This window comes from Planctomyces sp. SH-PL62 (genome assembly GCF_001610895.1).
In the GTDB taxonomy this organism is placed as follows: Bacteria; Planctomycetota; Planctomycetia; order Isosphaerales; family Isosphaeraceae; genus Paludisphaera.
Genome location: NZ_CP011273.1, coordinates 4507165 through 4527973 on the forward strand (window position 1 = coordinate 4507165; position 20809 = coordinate 4527973).

At 68.7% G+C, this 20809-nt stretch carries 15 protein-coding genes; 9 read left to right on the top strand and 6 right to left on the bottom strand.

Annotated features, from left to right (window positions below; genetic code table 11):
• Window positions 1–127 precede the first annotated feature (127 nt).
• The 4 genes from larC to VT85_RS17480 are packed head-to-tail and all read left to right on the top strand — an operon-like array spanning window position 128 to window position 3573.
• Window positions 128–1327, top strand: a complete 1200-nt coding sequence (gene larC / locus VT85_RS17465) for a nickel pincer cofactor biosynthesis protein LarC (protein WP_068422217.1) — start codon at window positions 128–130, stop codon at window positions 1325–1327.
• A gap of 29 nt (window positions 1328–1356) precedes the next feature.
• The gene (locus VT85_RS17470; RefSeq protein WP_068418118.1) at window positions 1357–1848 is read left to right on the top strand and encodes a hypothetical protein; all 492 of its coding nucleotides are present in this window, start codon (window positions 1357–1359) and stop codon (window positions 1846–1848) included.
• A complete protein-coding gene (locus VT85_RS17475) occupies window positions 1832–2338 on the top strand; it encodes a hypothetical protein (protein WP_068418121.1) in 507 nt (168 codons plus the stop codon). Before VT85_RS17470 ends, VT85_RS17475 begins: the two co-directional genes overlap by 17 nt.
• Window positions 2335–3573 (top strand): glycosyltransferase, encoded by a 1239-nt coding sequence (locus tag VT85_RS17480; protein ID WP_068418124.1) that lies wholly within the window; start codon window positions 2335–2337, stop codon window positions 3571–3573. Before VT85_RS17475 ends, VT85_RS17480 begins: the two co-directional genes overlap by 4 nt.
• Before the next feature lie 3 nt (window positions 3574–3576).
• Here the strand turns inward: VT85_RS17480 and VT85_RS17485 are convergent, their stop codons facing one another.
• The 3 genes from VT85_RS17485 to VT85_RS17495 are packed head-to-tail and all read right to left on the bottom strand — an operon-like array spanning window position 3577 to window position 7058.
• The gene (locus tag VT85_RS17485) at window positions 3577–4560 is read right to left on the bottom strand and encodes a transglutaminase domain-containing protein (protein ID WP_068418126.1); all 984 of its coding nucleotides are present in this window, start codon (window positions 4558–4560) and stop codon (window positions 3577–3579) included.
• Window positions 4561–4585: 25 nt separating this feature from the next.
• Window positions 4586–5539: an alpha-E domain-containing protein gene (locus VT85_RS17490; protein WP_068418130.1), complete on the bottom strand. Its 954-nt coding sequence runs from the start codon at window positions 5537–5539 to the stop codon at window positions 4586–4588.
• A gap of 1 nt (window position 5540) precedes the next feature.
• A complete protein-coding gene (locus tag VT85_RS17495; RefSeq protein ID WP_068418133.1) occupies window positions 5541–7058 on the bottom strand; it encodes a circularly permuted type 2 ATP-grasp protein in 1518 nt (505 codons plus the stop codon).
• 280 nt (window positions 7059–7338) lie between these two features.
• Here VT85_RS17495 and VT85_RS17500 point away from each other — a divergent pair, with 280 nt between their 5' ends.
• Genes VT85_RS17500 through VT85_RS17520 form a run of 5 tightly spaced genes read left to right on the top strand, consistent with a single transcriptional unit; the run spans window position 7339 to window position 17529 of the window.
• Window positions 7339–9018 (top strand): HEAT repeat domain-containing protein, encoded by a 1680-nt coding sequence (locus VT85_RS17500; protein WP_197490833.1) that lies wholly within the window; start codon window positions 7339–7341, stop codon window positions 9016–9018.
• Window positions 9015–9974, top strand: coding sequence for a hypothetical protein (locus tag VT85_RS17505; RefSeq protein WP_197490834.1), 960 nt, complete (start codon window positions 9015–9017; stop codon window positions 9972–9974). Before VT85_RS17500 ends, VT85_RS17505 begins: the two co-directional genes overlap by 4 nt.
• 36 nt (window positions 9975–10010) lie before the next feature.
• Window positions 10011–13523 carry a PQQ-binding-like beta-propeller repeat protein gene (locus tag VT85_RS17510; protein WP_068418140.1) on the top strand — a complete coding sequence of 1171 codons (3513 nt, stop codon included), beginning with the start codon at window positions 10011–10013 and terminating at the stop codon, window positions 13521–13523.
• On the top strand, window positions 13520–16018 hold the full coding sequence (locus tag VT85_RS17515) for an ABC transporter substrate-binding protein (RefSeq protein ID WP_068418142.1): 2499 nt from the start codon (window positions 13520–13522) through the stop codon (window positions 16016–16018). Before VT85_RS17510 ends, VT85_RS17515 begins: the two co-directional genes overlap by 4 nt.
• Window positions 15985–17529 (top strand): hypothetical protein, encoded by a 1545-nt coding sequence (locus VT85_RS17520; RefSeq protein WP_156512925.1) that lies wholly within the window; start codon window positions 15985–15987, stop codon window positions 17527–17529. The genes VT85_RS17515 and VT85_RS17520 overlap by 34 nt, the downstream gene beginning before the upstream one ends.
• Window positions 17530–17545: 16 nt before the next feature.
• Here VT85_RS17520 and VT85_RS17525 read toward each other — a convergent pair whose 3' ends face one another.
• The 3 genes from VT85_RS17525 to VT85_RS17535 form a co-directional block, all read right to left on the bottom strand.
• Window positions 17546–18154, bottom strand: a complete 609-nt coding sequence (locus VT85_RS17525) for a GbsR/MarR family transcriptional regulator (protein WP_197490835.1) — start codon at window positions 18152–18154, stop codon at window positions 17546–17548.
• 120 nt (window positions 18155–18274) lie between these two features.
• Window positions 18275–18892 (bottom strand): peptide-methionine (R)-S-oxide reductase MsrB, encoded by a 618-nt coding sequence (gene msrB, locus VT85_RS17530; protein WP_231871405.1) that lies wholly within the window; start codon window positions 18890–18892, stop codon window positions 18275–18277.
• Between the two features lie 27 nt (window positions 18893–18919).
• Window positions 18920–20422: an aldehyde dehydrogenase family protein gene (locus VT85_RS17535; protein ID WP_068418150.1), complete on the bottom strand. Its 1503-nt coding sequence runs from the start codon at window positions 20420–20422 to the stop codon at window positions 18920–18922.
• Window positions 20423–20809 lie beyond the last annotated feature (387 nt).

Genomic DNA, 20809 nt, shown 5'->3' on the forward strand with positions numbered 1-20809 from the left:
ACTTAGACGATTGTCAGAGCCACCCGTCCCAGAAAACAGGCCGGGGAGTTCCTGGGTTGCGGAGGGGAGCGAGCCGGCTAGAATGGAAATCCTTCGAGCGAACGGAAATGAGACGAGGAGCCTGGTCGTGCGCGTCGGATACTTCGATTGCTTCAGCGGCGTCTCGGGCGACATGACTCTCGGCGCGCTCGTCGACGCGGGGGTCGATCCTCGGGCGATCCAGCAGGCCGTCGCCAGCCTCGGACTGCCGGGCGAACTCTCGTTCGAGACCGTGCGGCGCGGGGGCTTCCGGGCCACCTACGCCCGCGTCGAGACGCCCCACGAGCACGCCCACCGGCACTGGCACCACATCGAGGCGATCATCGAGAAGGGGGCGCTCACGCCCCGCCAGAAGGACCTCGCGACCCGGATCTTCATGAGGCTGGGCCAGGCCGAGGCCCGCGTCCACGGCGTCGACCTGGCGAAGATCCACTTCCACGAGGTCGGTGCGGTCGATTCGATCATCGACATCGTGGGATCGGCCGTCGGGCTCGACCTGCTCGGCGTCGACCGCTTCGAATGCAGCGCGGTGCCCCCCGGCCGGGGCTCGATCAAGGCCGAACACGGCCGCATGGCCCTCCCCGCCCCCGCCACGGCCGAGATCCTCAAGGGGGTCCCGCTGGCCGAATCGACCGTCGAGATGGAAATGACGACCCCCACCGGCGCGGCGATCATGACGACCGTCGCCGAGCGGTTCGGCCCCCTCCCCTCCCTGACCGTCGAGTCGATCGGTCTGGGTGCCGGGACCCGAGAGGTCCCCGGCCAGGCGAACATCCTCCGACTCTTCGTGGGAGTCCTCGAACCTTCCCCGCACGGCGATCGCGTCTTCATGCTGGAGACGAACCTCGACGACCTGCCCGGCGAGGTCGTGGGCTACACGACGATCAAGCTGCTGGAGGCCGGCGCCCTCGACGTCTTCACGACGGCGATCCAGATGAAGAAGAACCGTCCGGGCGTGATGGTCAGCGTCCTTTGCGACGAGGCGGCGATCCCGGTCATGGAGGAGATCCTGTTCCGGGAGACGACGACCCTAGGGGTGAGACGGTTCCCCGTCAGTCGCCACAAGCTGAACCGCAAGGCCGTCGAGGTCGAGACCGAGTTCGGCGCCGTCCGGGGCAAGCTCGGCTGGCTGGAGGATCGGCCCCCGACGTTCAGCCCCGAGTTCGACGACTGCGCGAAGATCGCTTCGGAACGCGGCGTGGCCCTGCGCGAGGTCTTCGACGCTGCCCACGCCGCCTACGCTCGACGCCTGAACGAATCGGTCATGGAGCAATCCCCGGCCCGTTGACCAGACTCCCGGGAAGGAGCGGTCGTCCCGTGAATTACACCTACCTCTGGCTGACCCTCGGCCTCGCCTGCCTGCTGGTGCTGGTGCTTCTCTCCACCGCGACCAGCCTGTTCCTCGTCCGGCGACTCGACGGCCTCTCGCAGGCGCACGACGCCACCGAACAGCGCGTGATTCAACTCGCCTACGAATTGCGGCGACTGGAGCGGCTGACGGACGGCATGGCCCGTCGGCGGGGAATCGCGACGTCTTCCGACGCCGAAGAGGATCTGGAGAACGCCGAGCCGCCCCCCCCGACGCCGCTCATCTCGGTCCCCGACCTGGGATTCGAGGGAGGTCCCCAGGATTTCGGCGGGCTCGCGAAAAAACACGGCGAAATCTGGGCCCTGGTCGACGCCGGACGTACTCCGCTCGAGATCGCCCAGGAGACCGGTCGGCCGATCGGCCAGGTCGAGCTGATCGTCGGCCTCTACTGGCAGCACCACGACTCGCACAAACAAGGACGACATGACGGACCCCGCTGACCCCGAATCGACCGCCGAAGCCCTGGAGCTCGGGGCCTCGCGATGCCTGGAGCGGACCCGTTCCTGGGTGCTCAACGTCCTGGTGGCCGACGGCCTGACGATCCTGATTTCCGCACTCGTCCTGCGGCAAGTCGGCCCGGTCGTCGTGGACGTCGAGCCCGACCTCCTCCGCAAGATCCTGTTCGGGACGCTCTTCGCCGTCTTCGTGGTCGCGATGCTCGTACTCAGGCGGCTGGGGGGCCGGGAACGGCTGGCCGACCCGACGACGCGGGCCTCGCGGTTCTTCGGGTCGCACGTCGGCGCCGCCGCGATCGGCTGGGCGGCCCTGCCGACGGGCCTCATTTACGGCCTCACCATCGACCCGAGCCTGGGGGGCCTCGCCCCGTTCTGGCTAGCGGCGATGGTCCTTGGCAAGCTCGCCTATCCGGGCGCGGTCGAGTTGGAGGGATTCGACGAGCCGATGTCCCACGCGCCGGAGTCCGCCGAATGAGCGTCCTCGAAACCTGGATCGTGCGGTTCTACATCGGCGTTATTCTGATCTGGCCGATCCGATGGGTCGTCCTGAGGTTCGTCCTCGGCCGGACGCGGTTTCTGACGACGGCGTCGGCGAAGCTGGACGGGCCGGAATTCCCCAGGGTCTCGGCCGTGATCCCGGCGAAGGACGAGGAGGCGACGCTCGACGAATGCCTCACGGCGGTCCGCTCCCAGGACTATCCCAACCTGGAGATCCTGGTCGTCGACGACCGGAGCGACGACGACACGCTGGCGATCGCCCGGCGGCACGAGTCCCTGGACGACCGGGTCCGCGTGGTCCAGAACGATCGGCTCCCCCCCGGCTGGACCGGTAAGACGTACGTGCTCCACAAGCACGCCCCCCTGACCGACGGCGAGTGGCTCTGGTTCCTCGACGCCGACACGAAGCACGAGCCGCTGTTCCTGAAGGTCATGCTGCGTTACGCGCTCGACAACGACGCGGCGCTGGTGAGCCTGCTCCCCGAGCTGAAGTGCGAGACCTTCTGGGAGCAGGTCGTGCAGCCGCTCGCCGGGATCGTCCTGATGCAGTCGTTCCAGCCCAGCCGGATCAACGACGATTCGTCGAAGCTCGCCTTCGCCAACGGCCAGTCGATCCTGGTCGCGAGCAAGGCTTACGCGGCGGCCGGGGGGCATCGGGCGGTGCGGGATCGGTTCGTCGAGGACATCGGCCTGGCGACCAAGGTCAAGGCCCTGGGCCTGCCGATCCGCCTGGCGATCGCCAAGGGACTCGTCTCGTGCCGGATGTACGCCTCGCTCGGCCAACTCGTCCGAGGTTGGAGCCGGATCCTCTACGACGCGCTCGACCGGAGCCCGACCCGACTCGTCCTGAAGCTCCTGGATCCGATCATCTTCTCCCAGAGCGGCCATCTGGCGCTGGCGATCGCGCTCGGCCTCCTCGCCACCGGCCGAGGCGGCCCGTTCGCGTACTGGCTGCTGGGGCTCTCGCTCCTCCATCACGCGCTGATGTACGCCGTGTTCCACCTGATCTACAACGTCTCGGTCCCCGGCTCCCGGTACGTCGCGACGTTCCCGCTCGGCAACCTCCTGACCGATTACATCTTGATCCGGGCGATCCGGATGTGCTTCACCGGCAAGGTGGCCTGGCGGGGGACCAGCTACGACGCAAACCTCTCTCGCACCCGAGACGACGCGGCGGACGAGGCCGACGAGCTCGAGACCGCGGGACGCTGAGGCTCAGGACTGCTGCTGCCCCTGCTGCTGCCGGAAGCTGGACTGCGACTGCATCTGAGACGTCCGCCCCCGCGGCGACTGCCTCCCGGACTGGATCCACGAGGCGGCGGACCACGGGGCGTCCGAGCCTTCCGACCACTCGCCCCAGTCGTTGGGGACGCGGGAGATCGGTTCGACCTTGACCGCGACGTTGATGGTCTCTTCGGCCAGGCCGCGATAGATCCCGCGATTCGGCGGGACGTCGAGGTAGTCGCGGCCCAGGGCGATGCGGACGTAGTCGTCGCCGACGATGTGGCCCCGGGTCGGGTCGACGTCGACCCAGCCGTTGCGGCCGGCCCAGACCTGGCACCAGGCGTGGGTGGCGATCTCACCGGGCTCGTGGATGTACCCGCTGACGTAGCGGGCGGCCAGCCCCACGCCCCGGCAGGCGCCGAGGAACAAGTGGGCGAAGTCCTGGCAGACGCCCCGCCCGAGCGTCAGGGCCTCGCCGACGGGAGTCCGGGCGGAGGTCACCTTGTTCTCATAGACCAGCCGCGACCGGGTGGCGTTCATGAGCTGATTGACGACGTCCAGGAGCGAGCCCGAGGGGCGGGGGAACGACTCAAGGAACGCAACCAACTCCGGGCCGCGTTCGACCAGCTTGCTGGGGAGCCGGTATTCGAGCGCGTCGACGGCCTGGAACTCGTCGGATTCGGGATCGAAGGGGACCTCGGCCAGCTTCGGTTCACCGGCCGCCCGATGGGTCCGCACCACGCTGGTGGCGCGGATCAGCAGCTCACGATAGGGCCGGTAAAGGTTGAACAGGTCCACGCGGTTGGCGAAGCCGTCCTGATAGACCGTCACCGGCGCGGACGGGGTGATCCGCAGGCGATAGCCCAGGCAGGTCTGGTCGTCCTCCGACGGCGGGGCCATGCGAACCTCGAAGACCGTCTCAGAGACGTCGTTCGAGTAGGTCAGTTTGGTCTCGTGCTGGACTCGGAGCAGCATGGCGATTCGGCGCCTCCCATCCTTCTCATATCAAAAAGAAGCAACGCTGGATCTCATCGCTGACTCGATGGCAGGTGACCTGGAGGGATTCCAGGAACTTCAGCAGTCCACGATCGAAGATCTCGGCCACGTCGAGGTAGCGGAGGTCGCTCTCCAGCCGGCCCAGGATGCGCTCGGCCTCACAGCCGTAGGCGTCCTGGCCGCCGCCCGAGATGGCCTCGAGCGACTTCTGGCAACGCGCGGCGCTGTAGCGGATCGATCGGGGAAAGTCCGACTCGAGCACGAGGAAGCGGATGACCCCCTCGGGCTCGATGCGCTCACGTTCGGAACGCAGGAATGGTCCGTGCGCGGAACAGCTCCGAAGGAGGCTGGTCCATCCCACGAGTGGCATCGGCGCCTCATGGCCTTCGACCTCCTGGGTCAGCAGTGGGCACTTGGCCCGGAGGATCCGGCAGAGGACGTCGAGCCGTTCGAGATGGCGCCCCAGCTCGAGGAAGTAGTAGACCTCGTCGCGCGGCAAAGTGTTCTGGATCATACCGTCGATGAGAAGGCATGAGTTCTTGATGGCGTTGAACAGGCTCGACGGCCCCCGGACGAACATGCGCTGGGCGCTGGTGCCGCCGAGGAACAGGTAGAGACGGTTGACCTCGCTCCACACGTCCACGCCGATCACTTCCTGGGTGCCTCGGGCGTTCTCGCGAGCGCGGGCGATCATGCTGAGGATCGACTGGTGGTTGCCTCGGTCGAAGGTCAGGAAGCGGAGCGCGGCGTCCCGCGAAGAGACGCCGACGTCCATCGGGAGGTCCTCTCGGCAGGACAGGATCCTGAGGGCGATCTCGACCGGCGCGAAGCCTTCGCCGGAGCCGATCTCGGCGTCCAGCTCGATGAACAGACCGATGTCGACGAGGCGGGCGACGTTCTCGGCGCGTTCGATGTAGCGCCCCATCCAGTAGAGGCTTTCGGCGACACGACTGAGCATCTCAGGACCTCCCTCCGGGGGCCGCCTGCGCCGACGCGCGGAGGGGGTCCACCGGCGGCGAGCCTTGCAGGACCCAGGTGTCCTTCGTGCCTCCGCCTTGCGAGCTGTTGACGACGAGACTTCCTTCGGGGAGCGCCACGCGGGTCAGACCGCCGGGCAGCACGGACACGTCCTCGCCATAGAGGACGAACGGCCGAAGGTCGACGTGACGGCCGTCGAGGCGGCCGTCGACGAAAGTCGGGTGTCGGCTGAGTTGAATGGTGGGCTGCGCGATGTAACCGCGAGGGTCGTCCTCGATCTTGCGGCGGAACTCGTCACGCTGGGCCTTCGTCGACGCCGGACCGATGAGCATGCCGTAGCCCCCCGACCCGTCGACCGCCTTGACCACCAGCGACTCCAGGTTCTCCAGGATGTGCTGGCGGTGCGAGGAGATGAGCGGGCGGTAGGTCTCGACGTTGTTCAGGATCGGCTGCTCGTTCAAATAATACTTGATGATGTCGGGGACGAATGGGTAGATCCCCTTGTCGTCGGCTACGCCGGTCCCCAGTGAGTTCGCGAGCCCGATGTTCCCGGCGCGGTAGGCGCCCATGAGGCCGGCGACACCGAGGATGCCATCAGGGCGGAACGAGAGTGGATCGAGGAATTCGTCGTCGATCCGGCGGTAGATCACATCCACCCGCTCCAGACCCCTCGTCGTGCGGCGGAAGATCTGGCCCCGGTCGAGGACGAGGTCGCGGCCTTCGACCAAGTCGACGCCCATATGTCGAGCGAGAAAGCTGTGCTCGTAATAGGCCGAGTTGAACATGCCGGGCGTCAGGACGACCACTGTGGGATCGTCGCAGCCGTCGGGGGCGATGTAGCGGAGGACCGAGAGGAGCCTATCCGTGTAATCGTCGACCGGCCGGACGTTGTACTGCTCGAACAGAAAGGGGAAGACCTGCTTCATCACCTGCCGGTTCTTGAGCACGTAGCTGGCGCCCGAGGGGGTGCGGCAGTTGTCTTCAAGGACGAGATACTCGCCCGTCGCGTCTCGGATCAGATCGATCCCGGAGACGTGCATGTAGATGTCTTTGGGAACCCGAAGTCCCAGGCAGCCTCGGCGGTAGCCGGAAGCGCCGAAGATCAGTTCGGCGGGGATCACTCGATCCTTGAGGATCGAACGATTGTGGTAGATGTCGCGTATGAAGAGGTTGAGGGCGCGGACGCGCTGCTTCAGGCCACGCTCGATTCGGTCCCACTCGGGGGCGGAGACGAGGCGGGGGATTGGATCGAACGGAATGATCTGCTCCACCCCCTGTTCTCGTCCGTAGACCGTGAACGTGATCCCCTGGTTCCGCATCGTGAGATCGGCCATCTTGTTTCGGCGCTCGATCTCGGCGGGGCCCAGGTCGATCAGTCGATCGTGGAGGGGTGCGTAATGCGGCCGAGGTGTGCGGTCCAGGCCAAACATCTCGTCATAGGCCGCGACGTTGTAGCCGCTGAACAACGCAGCGCTTTCATCCGAATGGGTCGCTTGCATGGGCAGCTATCGGTGCAGCGGGTGTGCGCAGATTCGACCACCCCACGAACCGAAGGCGCGTGGGAACGGGATTTGGCCGAGGGGAGAGGTGGTGCGTGGGGGGCGTCCTCGGCGGACCGGGCGCCCTCGGCGACCCACGCATCACCCTTTTAGCAGGAAGGGCCGACTCTGAACAGCCGGAAGCGGTACGGACCGAGGCGCTCGTGCGGGATCGGTCGTCGCGAAACCGGGAAAAAAGGCGATCGCCCCGATTCATTTCGTGGGAGGGATGTTTAGAATCATGAAACGACCTCTCCCGCCGACTCGGCGCCCGATCAACGGTCCTTCGGTGACGCCTATGTTCACGAAGCTCCGCCTCGTTATCGTCGTTCTTGCGTGGTCCGCGATCCCGGCTCTGGCCCTGATCGCGACGGCGACCGCGCGCGCCCAACAGCAGGAGCAGGCCGTGCTGGCGGGCGCGCAGTATCTGCGCAACGCTTACGCGGGCAAGCAGGTCGGCGAGACGGCGATGATCGCGCTGGGGCTCCTCAAGGCCGACGTCCCCGCCAGCGATCCGGCCGTCGTCGCCTGCCTGGCGAAGATCCGCACCCGGTTCGTGAGCGGCGGCTACAATCCCGAGCGCATGTCCGGTTACGACGTGTACGAAGCGGCCGTCGTCGCGCTCGCCCTGGCGAACCTCGATTCGTCCGACCGGGGCAGCCTGTTGGACGCCGTCGCCGCCCACCTGATGAGGAAGCAGAAGGCCAACGGGAGCTGGGATTACGACCCCCGCCCCCACGGCGATACGTCGATCTCGCAGTACGCGATCCTCGGCCTCTGGGAATGCGCGAACACCGGCGTGGAGATCCCCCCCTCGGTCTGGGATCGCGCCGCGCAGTGGTACATGTCGACGCAAAGCTCGGCCGGGAGCTGGAACTACCACCGCGACGAGGGAGATCCCGAGACGATCTCGATGACCGCCGCGGGCGTGGGGAGCCTCCTGATCTGCCGTCGGCAGCTCCAGGAGTACCGCAGCTTCCAGAAGGAGCTCAACCCCTATCTGGCCCCCGTGCAGGATAGCGGGCCGAAGGGGGATTACAGGCCGACCGCGACCCCCGCGTCGATCGACGCGGCGGTCGCCCGGGGCATGGCCTGGATCGGCCCCCGCTTCAACACGGCCGACGTCAGGATCTTCGGCAAATCCATCTTCTACGGCCTGTACGGCATCGAACGGATCGGGGCCCTGGCCGACCGTCAGGCGATCGGCCGGGTCGACTGGTTCGAGAAGGGGGGCGCGTTCATCCGGTCGAGCCAGCGTCCCGACGGTTCGTGGGCCTTCTCCCCCTACTCCGACGACGTGACCTCCGTCTGGGCGATCCTCTTCCTGACGCGCTCGACCAAGAAGTCGATCCAGCGGGCGGACGTGAGGAAGCTCGGGGCGGGCACGCTGCTCGGCGGTCGCTACCTGCCGAGCGACCTGACCACGATGACGGTCGCCGGCGGCCGGATCATCAGCCGACCGATGAACGGGGCCGTCGAGGGGATGCTCGACGTGCTGGAAGACCCCCGGATCGAGAACGCCGACACGGCCGTCGCGGGCATCCTCGACCGCTACCAGAAACAAGGCCCGGCGGCGATCAAGCCCCACAAGGATCGCTTCCGGCGGATGCTCCGCAGCCGCGACCCCGGGCTCCGCGCGGTCGCCGCCTGGGCGCTCGGCCGGGCCGGCGACCTCGACGCTGCGCCCGACCTGATCGCCGCCCTGGAAGACGCCGACGAGCGGGTCGTGGCCACGGCCCGCCAGAGCCTGCAACTCATCGGCCGCTGGATCGACGGCCCCGGCCCCGATCCCGGCGCGACGGCCGAACAGAAGCGCGTCGCGGCGGCGGCCTGGAAGGCGTGGTACGAGGCCGTCCGGCCGCTCGACCCTTCCGCGAGCGACGCAGCGACGGCGGCCGGGCCGGGGAGGGCCGAGCCTTGAGCGTCTCCGCCCCCCCCGCCGAAGCGAGACCGATCGCGAAGACGCCCGACCGCGACCCCCGCGTCCTGGGCGAGTCGCGGTATGACCGGGTGACGTCGTTCCTCATGGCCGTCGTCCTGGGGGCGATGCTCGTGGTCGGCTGGCTGGCGCTGATCTTCGTCTGCACGCAGGACTTCGCATCGCGGGTCACGTCCCCTCTCGAGATCGTCGAGGTCTTCGGCGGGGGGGGCGGTACGCCCGACGGCGTCCCCGGCTCGACCGAGAAGATCGACGTGGCGGGCGCCGACGCCGCGCCCCAGGCGTCCAACAACGAGGAAGTCCCCGGAGAGTTCGAACAGCCTTCCGTCCAGTCGACCCCCGGCGCGATGCTCGACGCGGCGCTGGAGGCCGGTCGAGACATCGCCGAGATGGACGTCGGCCCGGCGATGCCCAACGGCGGCGCCGTGGCGACCGGGCGCCGGGCCTCCAAGCTGGGCTCCGGAGGGCCGGGACTGGGCTTCGGCCCCGGCGACGGCGGCGTCAGCCGCGAGAACCGCTGGAGCATCCTCTACCCCGATGGCCAGAGGCCCGAGGAGTACGCCCGCGAATTGGACGCCCTGGGGGTGGAACTCGCCGTGGTGGGGGGGAAGGACCAGCTCATCTACGCCTCCAACTTCTCCAGCCCGAATCCGACCCGTCGCAACGGCGGAAGCGGCGGCGAAGGTCGGCTGTATTTCATCTGGGAGGGTCGCGCCCGCAAGGCCTCGGACATCGTCTTGCTCCGCAAGGCGGGGATCGAGGTGGGCGAGGGGACGGTCTTCCAGTTCTACCCCCCCGAGGTCGAGAATCGGCTCGCCGACCTGGAGATTCGCTACCGCGGGAGGTCGCCCGCCGAGATCCGGGTGACCCGGTTCGCCGTCGTGCCCAGGGGTAACGGCTACGATTTCAAGGTGGTCGCCCAGGAGACCCTCCGATGAACCCCCACGTCCCTCACCGGAGCCTCGCGACGCCCCATGGCCACGCTTGAGATCCACGACGCCGAGGGCCGGGTCCGCTTCGTCGAACTGGATCGGGACCATCCCGTCCTCTTCGGCTCGGGGGCCGCGTGCGACATCGTCCTGGACGGCGAGGGCATCCTCCCCGTCCACGGGCGAATCCGCTGGCGTGGCCGTCGATTCAAGGTCGACGCTTCTCCCGACGCCGAATTCCTGGAAGTCAACGGCCGCAAGATCGTCTCCTCCAGCCTGCGTCAGGGGGACGAGCTGACCGTAGGCCCCTGCCGGATCTTCGTGATTCGGCTCGACGCCGCCACCCCCGAGCCCCGCGCCGACCGCGTCCGGAAACGCCCGGCGAAGCCCGTCGCGGACGAAGCGACGAAGGTGCTCCAGGGACCTCCGACCGGCTCCTCGGTCGAGTCCGCGGTAGTGGCGGCCCCTTCGCGCCGGGTTTCGGCGTTCGAGCGGGACGATCTCCTCGCCGCGCTCGACCTGAACGCGCCGTCGAACGAACCTTCGCCGGTCGTCGGCTCGTACGGAGCCCCGCGTAGCACTGCCAAGAAAAAACCGGGACTTCTCGCCCGGCTCCGCCAGCGCTGGCGCGGGGTGAGGGAGTCGGAAGACGCTCCAGGCCGCGAGGTGATCGCGAAATCGCCGACGGTCCTGGCGCTGGCCGGCCTGCTCGGCCTCCTGATCGCGATGGGGTTCTGGCTGAACGCGATCATCGCCCGTTCGATCGCGTCGCGGACCTACAACCATGCGATCGAGCTGCTGGAGGACGGCGACAATCCCACCGCCATCCGCGAATTCGACGCCTTCCTGGCCGCGAACCCCGACGACGCGAGGTCCGGCAAGGCCCGCACCCTGCGGGCGCTGGCGAACGTGCGTCAGTACATCACGATCTCGGGGGCGACGTGGTCGCGGGCGCTCGAGGCGGCGGGGGAGATGGTCGAGACGACGGGAGACCTCCCCGAATTCCGCGACGAGAAGTCGGAGCTGGGCGACCTCGCCATCCGGATCGGCGAGGGCCTGGCCGACCGGGCGAAGCGGACGGCCGATCCCAAATCGCTGGCCGAGGCGGAATCTGCCGTCTCGCTCCATGCGCGGATCGCCGGCGAGTCGGCCCCCGCCTTCCTCACGAAGTCCCGACTCCCCGGGCTGATCAACGAGGCGAAGGCCGCCATCCGCAAGGTCGAGGCCCGCGCGGCGGCGCTCGCGGCGATGGATCGGGCCATCGAGCGAAATTCGGCGTCGCAGGTTTACAAGGCGCGAGACGTGTTGTTGCTCTCGTACGCCGACCTTTCGAAAGACCCGGCGATCGTCGAGCGGATGGTCCGCGCCAATGACCTCATGAAGCAGGCGGCGAAGGTCGATCCTTCGCGTCGTCCGGCGGAGTCCTCCGAACGTCCCGACCCCCTCGGCCCCCCCACGTCCCTGGTGGCGCGGTCGCGAATCGAAGCGGCTCCGACGTCCCCCGCCCCGGACGGCGTGGCCTACGTCCTCGCCGACGGGGCGGCCTATGCGATCGACGCCCAGTCGGGTGCGCCGCTCTGGCGGACCTCGGTCGGCCTCGCCTGCACCATCGTCCCGACGCCCGTACCGGGCGATCCGAGCGTGCTCACGTTCGACGCTCGCCACAACGACCTCTGCCGTCGCGACGTCCGGACCGGCCGCCTGATCTGGCGCCAGGAACTCGGGGAGGCGGTCGACGCCACCCCGCTGGTCGTCGGCGGTCAGGTCTACCAGACGCTCCCCGCCGGGAGGCTGCTGGTGCTCAGCCTGGAGACGGGGGAGGTGCAGGCCGCGGTCGACCTCGGCTTCCCCGTCACTCGGACTCCCGTGGGGGACGAATCCGGTCGGTTCCTCTACCTCATGGGGCGGAAGGATTGCCTGTTCGTGATCGCTCGCGATCCCCTCGCCTGCGTCGACGTGCAGTATCTCGGCCACGCCGAGGGATCGATCCCCTGCCCCCCCGCACGCCTGGGCCGTTTCCTGGTCGTGGCGGAGAACGACCGGATCGGCGACGGCCGGTGGCGGGTACTTGTGCTGGACGAGGACGGGGCCAAACCCCGAGCCGTGCAGACGATCGATGTGCCGGGGTGGACCTGGGACGCGCCGCCGACCTCGGGCTCGTCGATCTGGGCGATCAGCGACCGCGGCGGGATCGAGGTGTTCGCGGCGGGCGACTACGCGAGCGCGAACCCGTTCCGATCGCTCGCCAAACTGACTCCCGACGCCACGACCTCCGGACCGAGCTTCGGCCTGGCCCCCACCGATCGCGAGATCTGGATCGCGTCCGCTCGGCCCGGCCGCTACGACCTCGACGTCGAAGGGGGCCGCCTGGCGAGCCGGTTCATGCTCGGCGACCTGGGAGCGGCGGTCGCTCCGATCCAGGCCGTCGGCCGTCGACGCGTCCTCTCCTTCCAGTCGCCAGGAGGCGGCGTCCGGCTGCGAGGCGTCGACCCGTCGACCGGCCGCATCGACTGGGAGACCGTCGTGGGGGCGCCCTGGCCCACCCCCCTCGTCCCCGGAGCGGACGGCGAATCCCTCGCCGGCGTCGATCAGGCGGGGCGTCGACTTCTCCTCCCGCGTTCGGAACTGGGGCGAGGCGGGTTCGTCACGACGCTGCTTCCCAGACCCGGCGATCCGCACGCCCCGGACGGCTTCCTTCGCAACCTCTCGCGCGAGGGGAAGGAACTTTCGCTGATCGTCCCCGGTCGGGGCGGACGAGAGGTCTGGGCGGAAGACGCCGAGGCCTCCGGCGGCTGGACGCGTTCGGAACTCCCTTCCACCCTGGCGGCGGCTCCCCTGCCCTGGAGCGAAGGGTTGCTCATCCCCGGCGAGGACGGCCGGGCCTATCTCATCGACCCGACGTCCGGCCGGTCGATCGCCGAGCCGCTCGTGCCGCAATTCGAGCGCGACCGGATCGGGCGATGGCTGGCGCCGGCCGCGCTGGACGGCGAATCGGTCATCCTGGCGGACGACGCGGGCCGGGTGCGTCGACTCACCGTCAAACCGGCCCCAGACCGCCGCATTCTCGTCGAGGCGGAAGCGACGTTGGACCAGCCGATCCTCGCCGATCCGGCCTGCACGCGCGCGGCCGTGGTGCTGGCGATGTCCGACGGCTCCGTCCGCTCGATCGCCGCCCGGGACCTCAGCCCGGTCGGCTCCTGGAAGCTCGACGCGCCGCTGGTCGGCGAGCCTCGCGCGATCGAAGGTCGCGTCGCGGTGTTCGATGCGTCCGGGGGCGTCTCGCTGTTCAATCCCGACGGCCGCCGCGCGTGGACCTCTTCGCTGGGCGTCCCGGCGGTCGGCACGCCGCTGATCCGAAAGGACGTCCTCTGGGTCCTGGACCGCGAGGGCCGGGCGCGGGGGCTGGCCGTCGCCGACGGCCGCGAGGTCGCGTCGATCGACCTGGAAGCCCTCCCGGTCGGGGGCCTGATCGCCGTCGGTTCGGACGTGCTGGCCCCGACCGGCCGCGGCGTCCTCCAGCCGATCACACTGGAAAACGCCGGGGGGCCGCCGCCATGAAACGAACCGACCGACTCCCTCGGATCCTGGCCGTCGTCGCGTCTTGCTGCGCGGTCCTGCTCGCCGCTTCGCCGCCGATTTCCTCGGGACAGGAGGCCGCGCCCGCGCCGGCCGCCGCGACGGCCGACCTGCTCCAGTCTCAACCGTTCGACCGGATCACGCTCCTCGACGGTTCGGTGATCTTCGTCGAGCCGGTCAGCCCGCGCCCCCTTCCGCCGGTTGAGATGCCGAAGCCCGAGCCCCGAGGCCGGGGCGGCCGGCCGATGCTCCCACTGGAAGGGAATATCGGCCTGCCGGGAGAGCCGAACAAGTTCCAGCCGGCCGAGTCCAGGAAGGACGCCCCTCCCGGCCCGGAGACGGAGATCACCGTCCACCTCACCCGCGAGGCCGCCACCGGTCGGGGCGATACGCGCGACTTCAAGATCAAGCGCAACCACATCAAGAAGATCGAATACTTCGAGGAGATCCTCCTGGCCGAGGGCGAGCGGCTTCTGCGGGCCCGCAACTATACGCGGGCCTTCGAGCACTATCTGAGGGTCCAGCAGCGCGACCCGGACTGGCCCGGCCTGGCCGATCAGGTCGATGCGTTGCTTTTCGCCGAAGGGAAGCAGGCGCTCGCCGACGGCGACGTGTCGCGAGGCTTGCGGCTTCTCCGCGAACTGCACACCCGGAAACCCGAATATCCGGGACTTCTCGATCAATTCGCTTCGGCCTACTCCGGTCGGATTCAACGCGCGATCGAGCTGGGCCTGTACCCCGAAGGCCGACGTCTGCTCCATGAGCTGGAGCAGGTCGCAAAGGATCTGCCGCAGACGAAGGCCCTCCGGTCGACGTTCCAGGATCAAGCCAGGGCCCGCGCGTCGAAGACCGGCGCCGGTTCGGAGTCCGAGCGCCTCGACGCGCTCGTCGAGGCCTTGCGAATCTGGCCCAGCATGGAGGATCTGGAGGCCGAGTACATTAAGGCGTTCGAGGCCGAGCCGACGCTCGACGTCGCGGTGGTCGACGTGCCCCACCCCGTCGGCCCCTGGGTGCGTTCGCCGGCCGACGCGCGGGTCGCCCCGCTGCTGTTCCTGCCGATCCTCGCGAACGACTCGGAAGAGGCGAAGCGCGGCCAGGTCGGGGGCCAACTCGCCGCGGAGTTGGAGTCCACCGACCTCGGCCGCCGGCTGATCGTGCGCGTCCGGCCCGGAGTGCCCTGGTCCGACGGCTCGCGCGACGTGTCGGCGACGGACGTCGCGCGGACCCTGATCGACCGCTGCGATCCCCGGAACGTCGGGATGTACCAGGCGCGATGGTCTGATCTGCTGGAGAAGGTCCAGCCGCTCGACGAACGGCAGGTGGAGATCCGGCTCAATCGCCCGTTGCTCAAGCCGTCGTTCTGGCTCGACGCTCCGGTCGGGGCCGCCCACGCCGGAGTCGACGGGAGAGTCGTCGCCTCGCCCGAAGGGCGGCGACTCGTCGGCACGGGATCGTTCGTCGGCTTCGATTCGACGCCCCAAAGCCTCGATCTCCGCGCCCGGCCCGAAGGCTCGGGAGGGAGCCCGTCCGTCAAGCTCCGCCGGATTCGCGAGATCCGCCACGCCCGCCCCGCGGCCGCCCTGGCCGCGTTCCTTCGCGGCGACGTCGCCATGCTGGCCCACGTGCCGCCCGACCAGAGGGCCAGGCTGGCCGCGACGCCGGACGTGCGCGTGGGTCGATCCGCGCAGCCCGTGATCCACGTCCTGGCCCTCGACGGCCGCTCCGAGGCGCTTCGCAACCGCACGCTGCGGAGAGCCATCTCCTACGCCGTCGACCGGAAGATGCTGCTCGAAGAGACGATCCTGAAGGGGCCGCCGGGCGAAGCCGACGCCCCCGTCGACGGCGTCTTTCCGCGTGGCAGTCATGCCGACGCGGCGGGCGTCAAGCCTCTCGGCTTCGATCCCGTTCTGGCCCTGGCGCTGGCCTCTCTGGCTCGGGGCGAGATGAAGGCCGACGCGATCAAGCTCAAACTCGAGTATCCCGCGGTGGCCGAGGTCGAGGCGGTCGTCGGTCGGCTCGTCGAGGCCTTCCAACTGGCCCGGATCGAGGTCGAAGCGGTGCCGCTCCCGGAGTCGCAGCTGGAGTCCGAGTTGAGAGCGGGTCGGCGATTCGACATGGCGTACCGCATACTCCGGTGCGACGAACCCGTGCTCGACGCCGGGCTGATGATCTGCCCCGGCTATGACGCTCCCCCGTCGGTTGACGCCCTGGGCTCGGCCGCGAGCCCTCGCATCCTCCAGCTCCTGCTCCAGCTCGAACGGGCCGCCGAATGGCCGACCGCGAACGCGCTGGCGCTGCAGATCGATCGCGAGCTGCGCGATGAACTGCCGGTGATCCCGCTCTGGCAATTGAGCGATCATTACGCATGGCGGTCTCGACTCAAGGGACCCAGCCCGACCGCCGACCGGATCTATCAAGGAATCGAGACGTGGGAGATCGCCCCTTGGATCGCCAAAGACCCCTGGTCGAGCGAGTGACGACGGCCGTCCTGGCGATGCTCCTGACGGTGTTCGGCGCCGGCGCGGCTCAAGATCCCCCCGCGCCGGCCCCGACTCCGGAAGCGGAGCCCCTGGAGAATCGCCCGTATCGGATCGAGGTCCACCTGGCCTCCGACCCCGACGCCCGCCTGGATTCGGCCCGTCGCGAGGAGTTGGTCGCGCGTTGGCTGGAGATGGTCCGGAGGTTCGTGGGGCCGGCCTGGTCGATCAAGCTCGCCGAACGTCCGAGCCCGCTCGTGGGCCGAGATCTGGAACGACTCAAGGCCGAGGATCTAGGCGGGTTCGATACGGCCTTCGACAAGATCTGGCTCGTCTGGGCCTCGGTCGACGCCGAATCCGCGAGCCTGGTCTTCTCGGGGCGGGAGTACGACGCGTCGACTCGCTGGTTGGGACCGCTCCAGCGTCGTCGGGCGACGTCGAGCCTGGACGGACCCCGCGCCCTGTTCCAGTTCACTCGCGATCTGTTCAGCCCCTCGGCCCTGATCGTCGGCCAGGAAGGGGGCCGAGCGCTGCTAAAGGTCCAGGGGGCCTCGATCCCCCCCGCCAGCGACCTCGGCGCGGTGGCGGTCAAGGGGACGACGTTCATCCCGCTGCGGTTGATCACGATGCGGGACCAGTCCATCCAGATCAACCGGATCGCCTTCACCTATCTGGCGGTCGAGTCCGTCGAGGGCGCGACCGCCCGTTGCGCGATCGTGAGCGCGTACCGCGACCCGCTCTCCCAGCGTTTCGCACGGCCCAACACCCTGGCGGCGATCGGGATCAAATCGGGGGACGTCGCCTTGCGGCTCCGGTTCGTCGACAAGACCACGAAGGACTCGGCGGCGGGGTACACCCTCACCGAGCGTCCCGCGCCGGATGGGGCCGTTCGCGTCGTGGGGATGACGGATCGCTCGGGACGGATCACGGTCGAGCCCGGCCCGACGCGAGGCGTGGTCAAGCTCCGCCTGCTGGCCGGCGATTCGGAGCCGCTCGCCGAATTTCCCATCATGCCCGGCGAAAGCGCCGAGGAGCGGGTGATCACGGTCGACCCATTGCCGCTGGCCGCCCGCTACCAGGTGCAACTCGACGCCCTTCGCGATGCCATCGTCGATCAGGTAGCCCTGCGAGGTCGCCTGGAGCGGCTCATGCAGGTCCGCCTTGAGGGCGAGGATTGGGCCGGACTCCAGGCCCTGCTGAAGCAGTATGATCTGCTCCCGCCCCCTTCCTCATTCGCCGAGACGCTCAAGCGGCTCAAGGACGAGGCGACGAAGCTGTCGTACGAATCCGCCAAAACAACCGTCTTGACCCGGAATCTCCAGGCCGAGTTCAGCGAGTTGGAAGGGCTGATCGACGGCTATCTCGGGGACGACGCTTACAAGTCGTTTGCGGAGGCGCTCCGAGACAAGAAGAAAAACGAGGCCGAAGCGCCCAAGGAGCGGAAAGAGGCTCCCGCGGCCCCGCCGGCCGCCACGCCTTCGGTGAAGGGGTCCGGGGCGGGGGGGTCGTAGGCGGCGCGGCCTTCATTCACTTGCCGGCCGCTTCGGCCTCGGACTCACCCTCGATCGACTCCTCGACCGAATCCTCCGGTCCGAACCCGACCGGGCCGTTCCGCGCGCCTCGCGAGAAGAGCTTGGCGATCAGCGCCCCGCCTCGGAACAGTCGGAGCATGGCCGGCGTGGGCAGATTCTCGATCTGGCCGTACCAGTCGGTCACCATCCGGGTGAAGGCCAGCATCTTCTCGAGCTGCTCTCGCGTGTAGTCCTCGGCGGTGCCGCCGGACTTGGCCTCATCGATGCAGTGCTCAAGGAGTGTGATGGTGGGATCCATCTCGCGACGGCGGCGTTCGGCCATGATGACACGGAAGGTGTCCATCACGTCCTTGAGCGCCTCGAAGCGGTCTCGGCGGTCGCCGATGATGTGGACGCGACGCACCACGCCCCAGGTGATCAGCTCGCGCAGACTGGTCGAGACGTTCGAGCGGCTGACGTCGAGGAGCGTGCTGATCTCCTCGGCGTCCAACGCCGTCGGCGCGATGAACAGCAGGGCGTGGACCTGGGCCATCGTGCGATTGATGCCCCAGGCCTGGCCCATCTCGCCCCAGTGGAGCACGAATTTCTGAGCGGCAGGTGTCATTTCCACGGTATCATCGCTCTGTCGGGTTGGACTGTTTCTACAGAAAATGTACTATCTGTGAAACCTCCGAACAAGATGAAACGACCGTGGGTTTCATCGAACGAATCCGACTTGCGGATTTCAGGGTTTTTTCGGCTCTTCGGCGGTGGCGTGGGCCGGTATGGCGTCGCGCTTCTCGAAGTCGATCGAGGCCGAATTGATGCAGTATCGCAGGCCAGTGGGGTTGGGGCCGTCGTCGAAGACGTGGCCGAGGTGGGCGTTGCACTTGCGGCAAAGGACTTCCGTCCGGGACATGAAGAGGCTGTCGTCCACCTCTTCCTTGATCTCCGTGTCGCCGACGGGCTTGTAGAAGCTGGGCCAGCCGCAGTGGGCCTCGAACTTGGTCTCGGAGTCGAATAGCGGGGTGCCGCAACCGGCGCAGCGGTAGACGCCGTCCTCCTTATGGTCCCAGTACTTGCCGGTGAAGGCTCGCTCGGTCCCCTTCTCGCGGATGACGTGGTACTGCTCGGGAGTCAGCTTGGCTCGCCATTCGGCTTCGGTCTGGGGGAAGTCGGCCGCAGGCGTCGCGTCCTGGGCCGGCGTGTCGCTCGCGGTCGTCTCGTTCTGGGACGGCATGAGGTTGGTGCTCCCCGTGGTAGGTTGGCTTGACGGGACGTCGTTGCGGGGCTCGCAGGCCGCCGAGAGCGCCAGGGCTCCCATCAGGACGATCGCGGCCGCGTATCCGATTCGCTTGCTCATGACGGTTAGGTCCTCCCGGAATCCATTCTAGGCGCGTGGGTGGAACAGGCGACGATAAACCCTCAGGAAGCGATCGACCATCCCGCCGTCCGAGTAGGGGAAGAGTTGGGGTCGGAAGCCGCCGGCCCGACGTTCGAACAGGACCTGCGGGGCGACGAACTCGCGAAGGCCCAGGACGCCGTGGGTGCGTCCGAAGCCGCTGGCCTTGAATCCCCCGAATGGGGCGGAGGCGGAGGCCGTGGGGACGACCGCCTCATTGACGCCGACGGTCCCCGCGACGATCCGCCTTGCGACGGCGCGTGCGGCCCGGCGGTCGCGTCCCCAGACGCTGGCCCCCAGGGCCATGCGGCTGGCGTTGGCGGCTGACACGGCCGAATCCACGTCGGAGAACCCTCGGACCAGCAGAACCGGGCCGAACGCCCCTTCCAGGGCCTGCTCTGGTTCCGGCGAATTCGACCGAAGCAACGTCGGAGCGTAGAACCAGCCTTCGCCTTCGATCGAACGGCCGCCGACCACGAGTTCCGCCCCGGCGGCCACCGCCTCCCGGATCGTGCGGTCGAACCCCGATCGTGCCCGCTCGGTGATCATTGGGCCGACGTCGACGCCCGGTCCCGCCGGGTCGCCAACCCGGAGGCCGCGGATCGCCCCGGCGAAGGCCCGCACCCAGGGCTCCGGGTCTCCCACCACGAGCGCCCGTTTCACCGAGACGCACGTCTGGCCGCAACCGACGAACGAGGACCAGAGGATCGACCTGACCGTGCTTTCCAAGGGGGCGTCCGCCAGCACTACCGCCGGGTCGAATCCGGAAAGCTCGACCACGGCCGGGACGCCCCGCGCCGCGGCCGTCTCCAACGCCCGGCGACCGGTCTCCACGCTCCCGGTGAACACCATCTTGTCGATGGGGGATTCGAGCAGCGCCCGGCCGACGTCGCCCCGGCCGTGGACGAGCCCGACCAGCCCATCCGGCGCGCCCGCTTCGAGGAGGCTCGCCTGGAGCAGATCGGCCGTGGCGACGGCCAGCTCGGAGGGTTTCCAGACGACTCCGCAGCCCGCCGCGAGCGCCTGGCCGATCGGGACGGCGTTCAGGAACAAGGGGTAGTTCCAGGTCCCGATCATGCCGACCACGCCGAGCGGCTTCCAGCGAAGCCTCCCCGTGGGCGTCAGCAGCCAGCGCTGCCAGGACGGCCCGATCCGCTCGTCGGCCAGTGCCGCGCCGCCGCGGACGACGGCCCAGCGAAGGGCGTCGAGCGTCGGGATCACGTCGCTGGCGGCGGCCTCGCCGGCCGGTTTGCCGATCTCGGCCCGGATCTGATCCGCCCACGCGTCGGCGTCCCGACTGAGGATCCGCCGCCACCGATCGAGGAGGGCGCGTCTCTCGGACCAGGGGGTCTCTCCCCATCGCGCCTGGGCGGCTCTCGCCCGCTCGACAACCTGTGCCACGGCCTCTGGCGGGGTGACCGCGGCGCGGCCGACTTCTTCGGCCGTGGCGGGGTTTCGGGTGATCAACGCGTCGTCAAGGGCGGGCGGCATGAGGTCCTTCCCGGCGTCCCTGCGGCCCGGCCGCCCGCCTCCCGGCGGGCCTCGACTCGGGCCCCGTCCCGCCAGGATATCAGAAGGGCCCTCCCCTCGCGCCCGCCCCGGGGAGTTTCCAGGCCGCCGGGACGTCGCCTGGAAATCATCGATTTCATTTGGAGACGGCAAGTGCGGGGGGTTAAGATACATAATTGTTGAAGGCTTCGGGCGCCGCGACTCACCTGATTCCTCGATCTCTCTTTCGTGCCGCCGCGTGAGCGAGCCCCCCACCTTCGACCCGCCTCGCCTTGCATCGGAGTCCTCGATCGAAGCTCATGATCATCCCTCCCTGGGTCGTGCGCATGCCCCGGGGGCGGTCCCGCCGCCCGCCCGGGCCTGGGCGTG

Excerpts from the sequence above, each read along its gene's own strand:
- VT85_RS17480 (WP_068418124.1), top strand. The coding sequence starts at position 2,335 with ATGAGCGTCCTCGAAACCTGGATCGTGCGGTTCTACATCGGCGTTATT.
- VT85_RS17475 (WP_068418121.1), top strand. The coding sequence starts at position 1,832 with ATGACGGACCCCGCTGACCCCGAATCGACCGCCGAAGCCCTGGAGCTC.
- VT85_RS17510 (WP_068418140.1), top strand. The coding sequence starts at position 10,011 with ATGGCCACGCTTGAGATCCACGACGCCGAGGGCCGGGTCCGCTTCGTC.
- VT85_RS17495 (WP_068418133.1), bottom strand. The coding sequence starts at position 7,058 with ATGCAAGCGACCCATTCGGATGAAAGCGCTGCGTTGTTCAGCGGCTAC.
- VT85_RS17525 (WP_197490835.1), bottom strand. The coding sequence starts at position 18,154 with ATGACACCTGCCGCTCAGAAATTCGTGCTCCACTGGGGCGAGATGGGC.
- VT85_RS17485 (WP_068418126.1), bottom strand. The coding sequence starts at position 4,560 with ATGCTGCTCCGAGTCCAGCACGAGACCAAACTGACCTACTCGAACGAC.
- VT85_RS17515 (WP_068418142.1), top strand. The coding sequence starts at position 13,520 with ATGAAACGAACCGACCGACTCCCTCGGATCCTGGCCGTCGTCGCGTCT.
- VT85_RS17500 (WP_197490833.1), top strand. The coding sequence starts at position 7,339 with ATGAAACGACCTCTCCCGCCGACTCGGCGCCCGATCAACGGTCCTTCG.
- VT85_RS17535 (WP_068418150.1), bottom strand. The coding sequence starts at position 20,422 with ATGCCGCCCGCCCTTGACGACGCGTTGATCACCCGAAACCCCGCCACG.
- VT85_RS17490 (WP_068418130.1), bottom strand. The coding sequence starts at position 5,539 with ATGCTCAGTCGTGTCGCCGAAAGCCTCTACTGGATGGGGCGCTACATC.
- msrB (WP_231871405.1), bottom strand. The coding sequence starts at position 18,892 with ATGAGCAAGCGAATCGGATACGCGGCCGCGATCGTCCTGATGGGAGCC.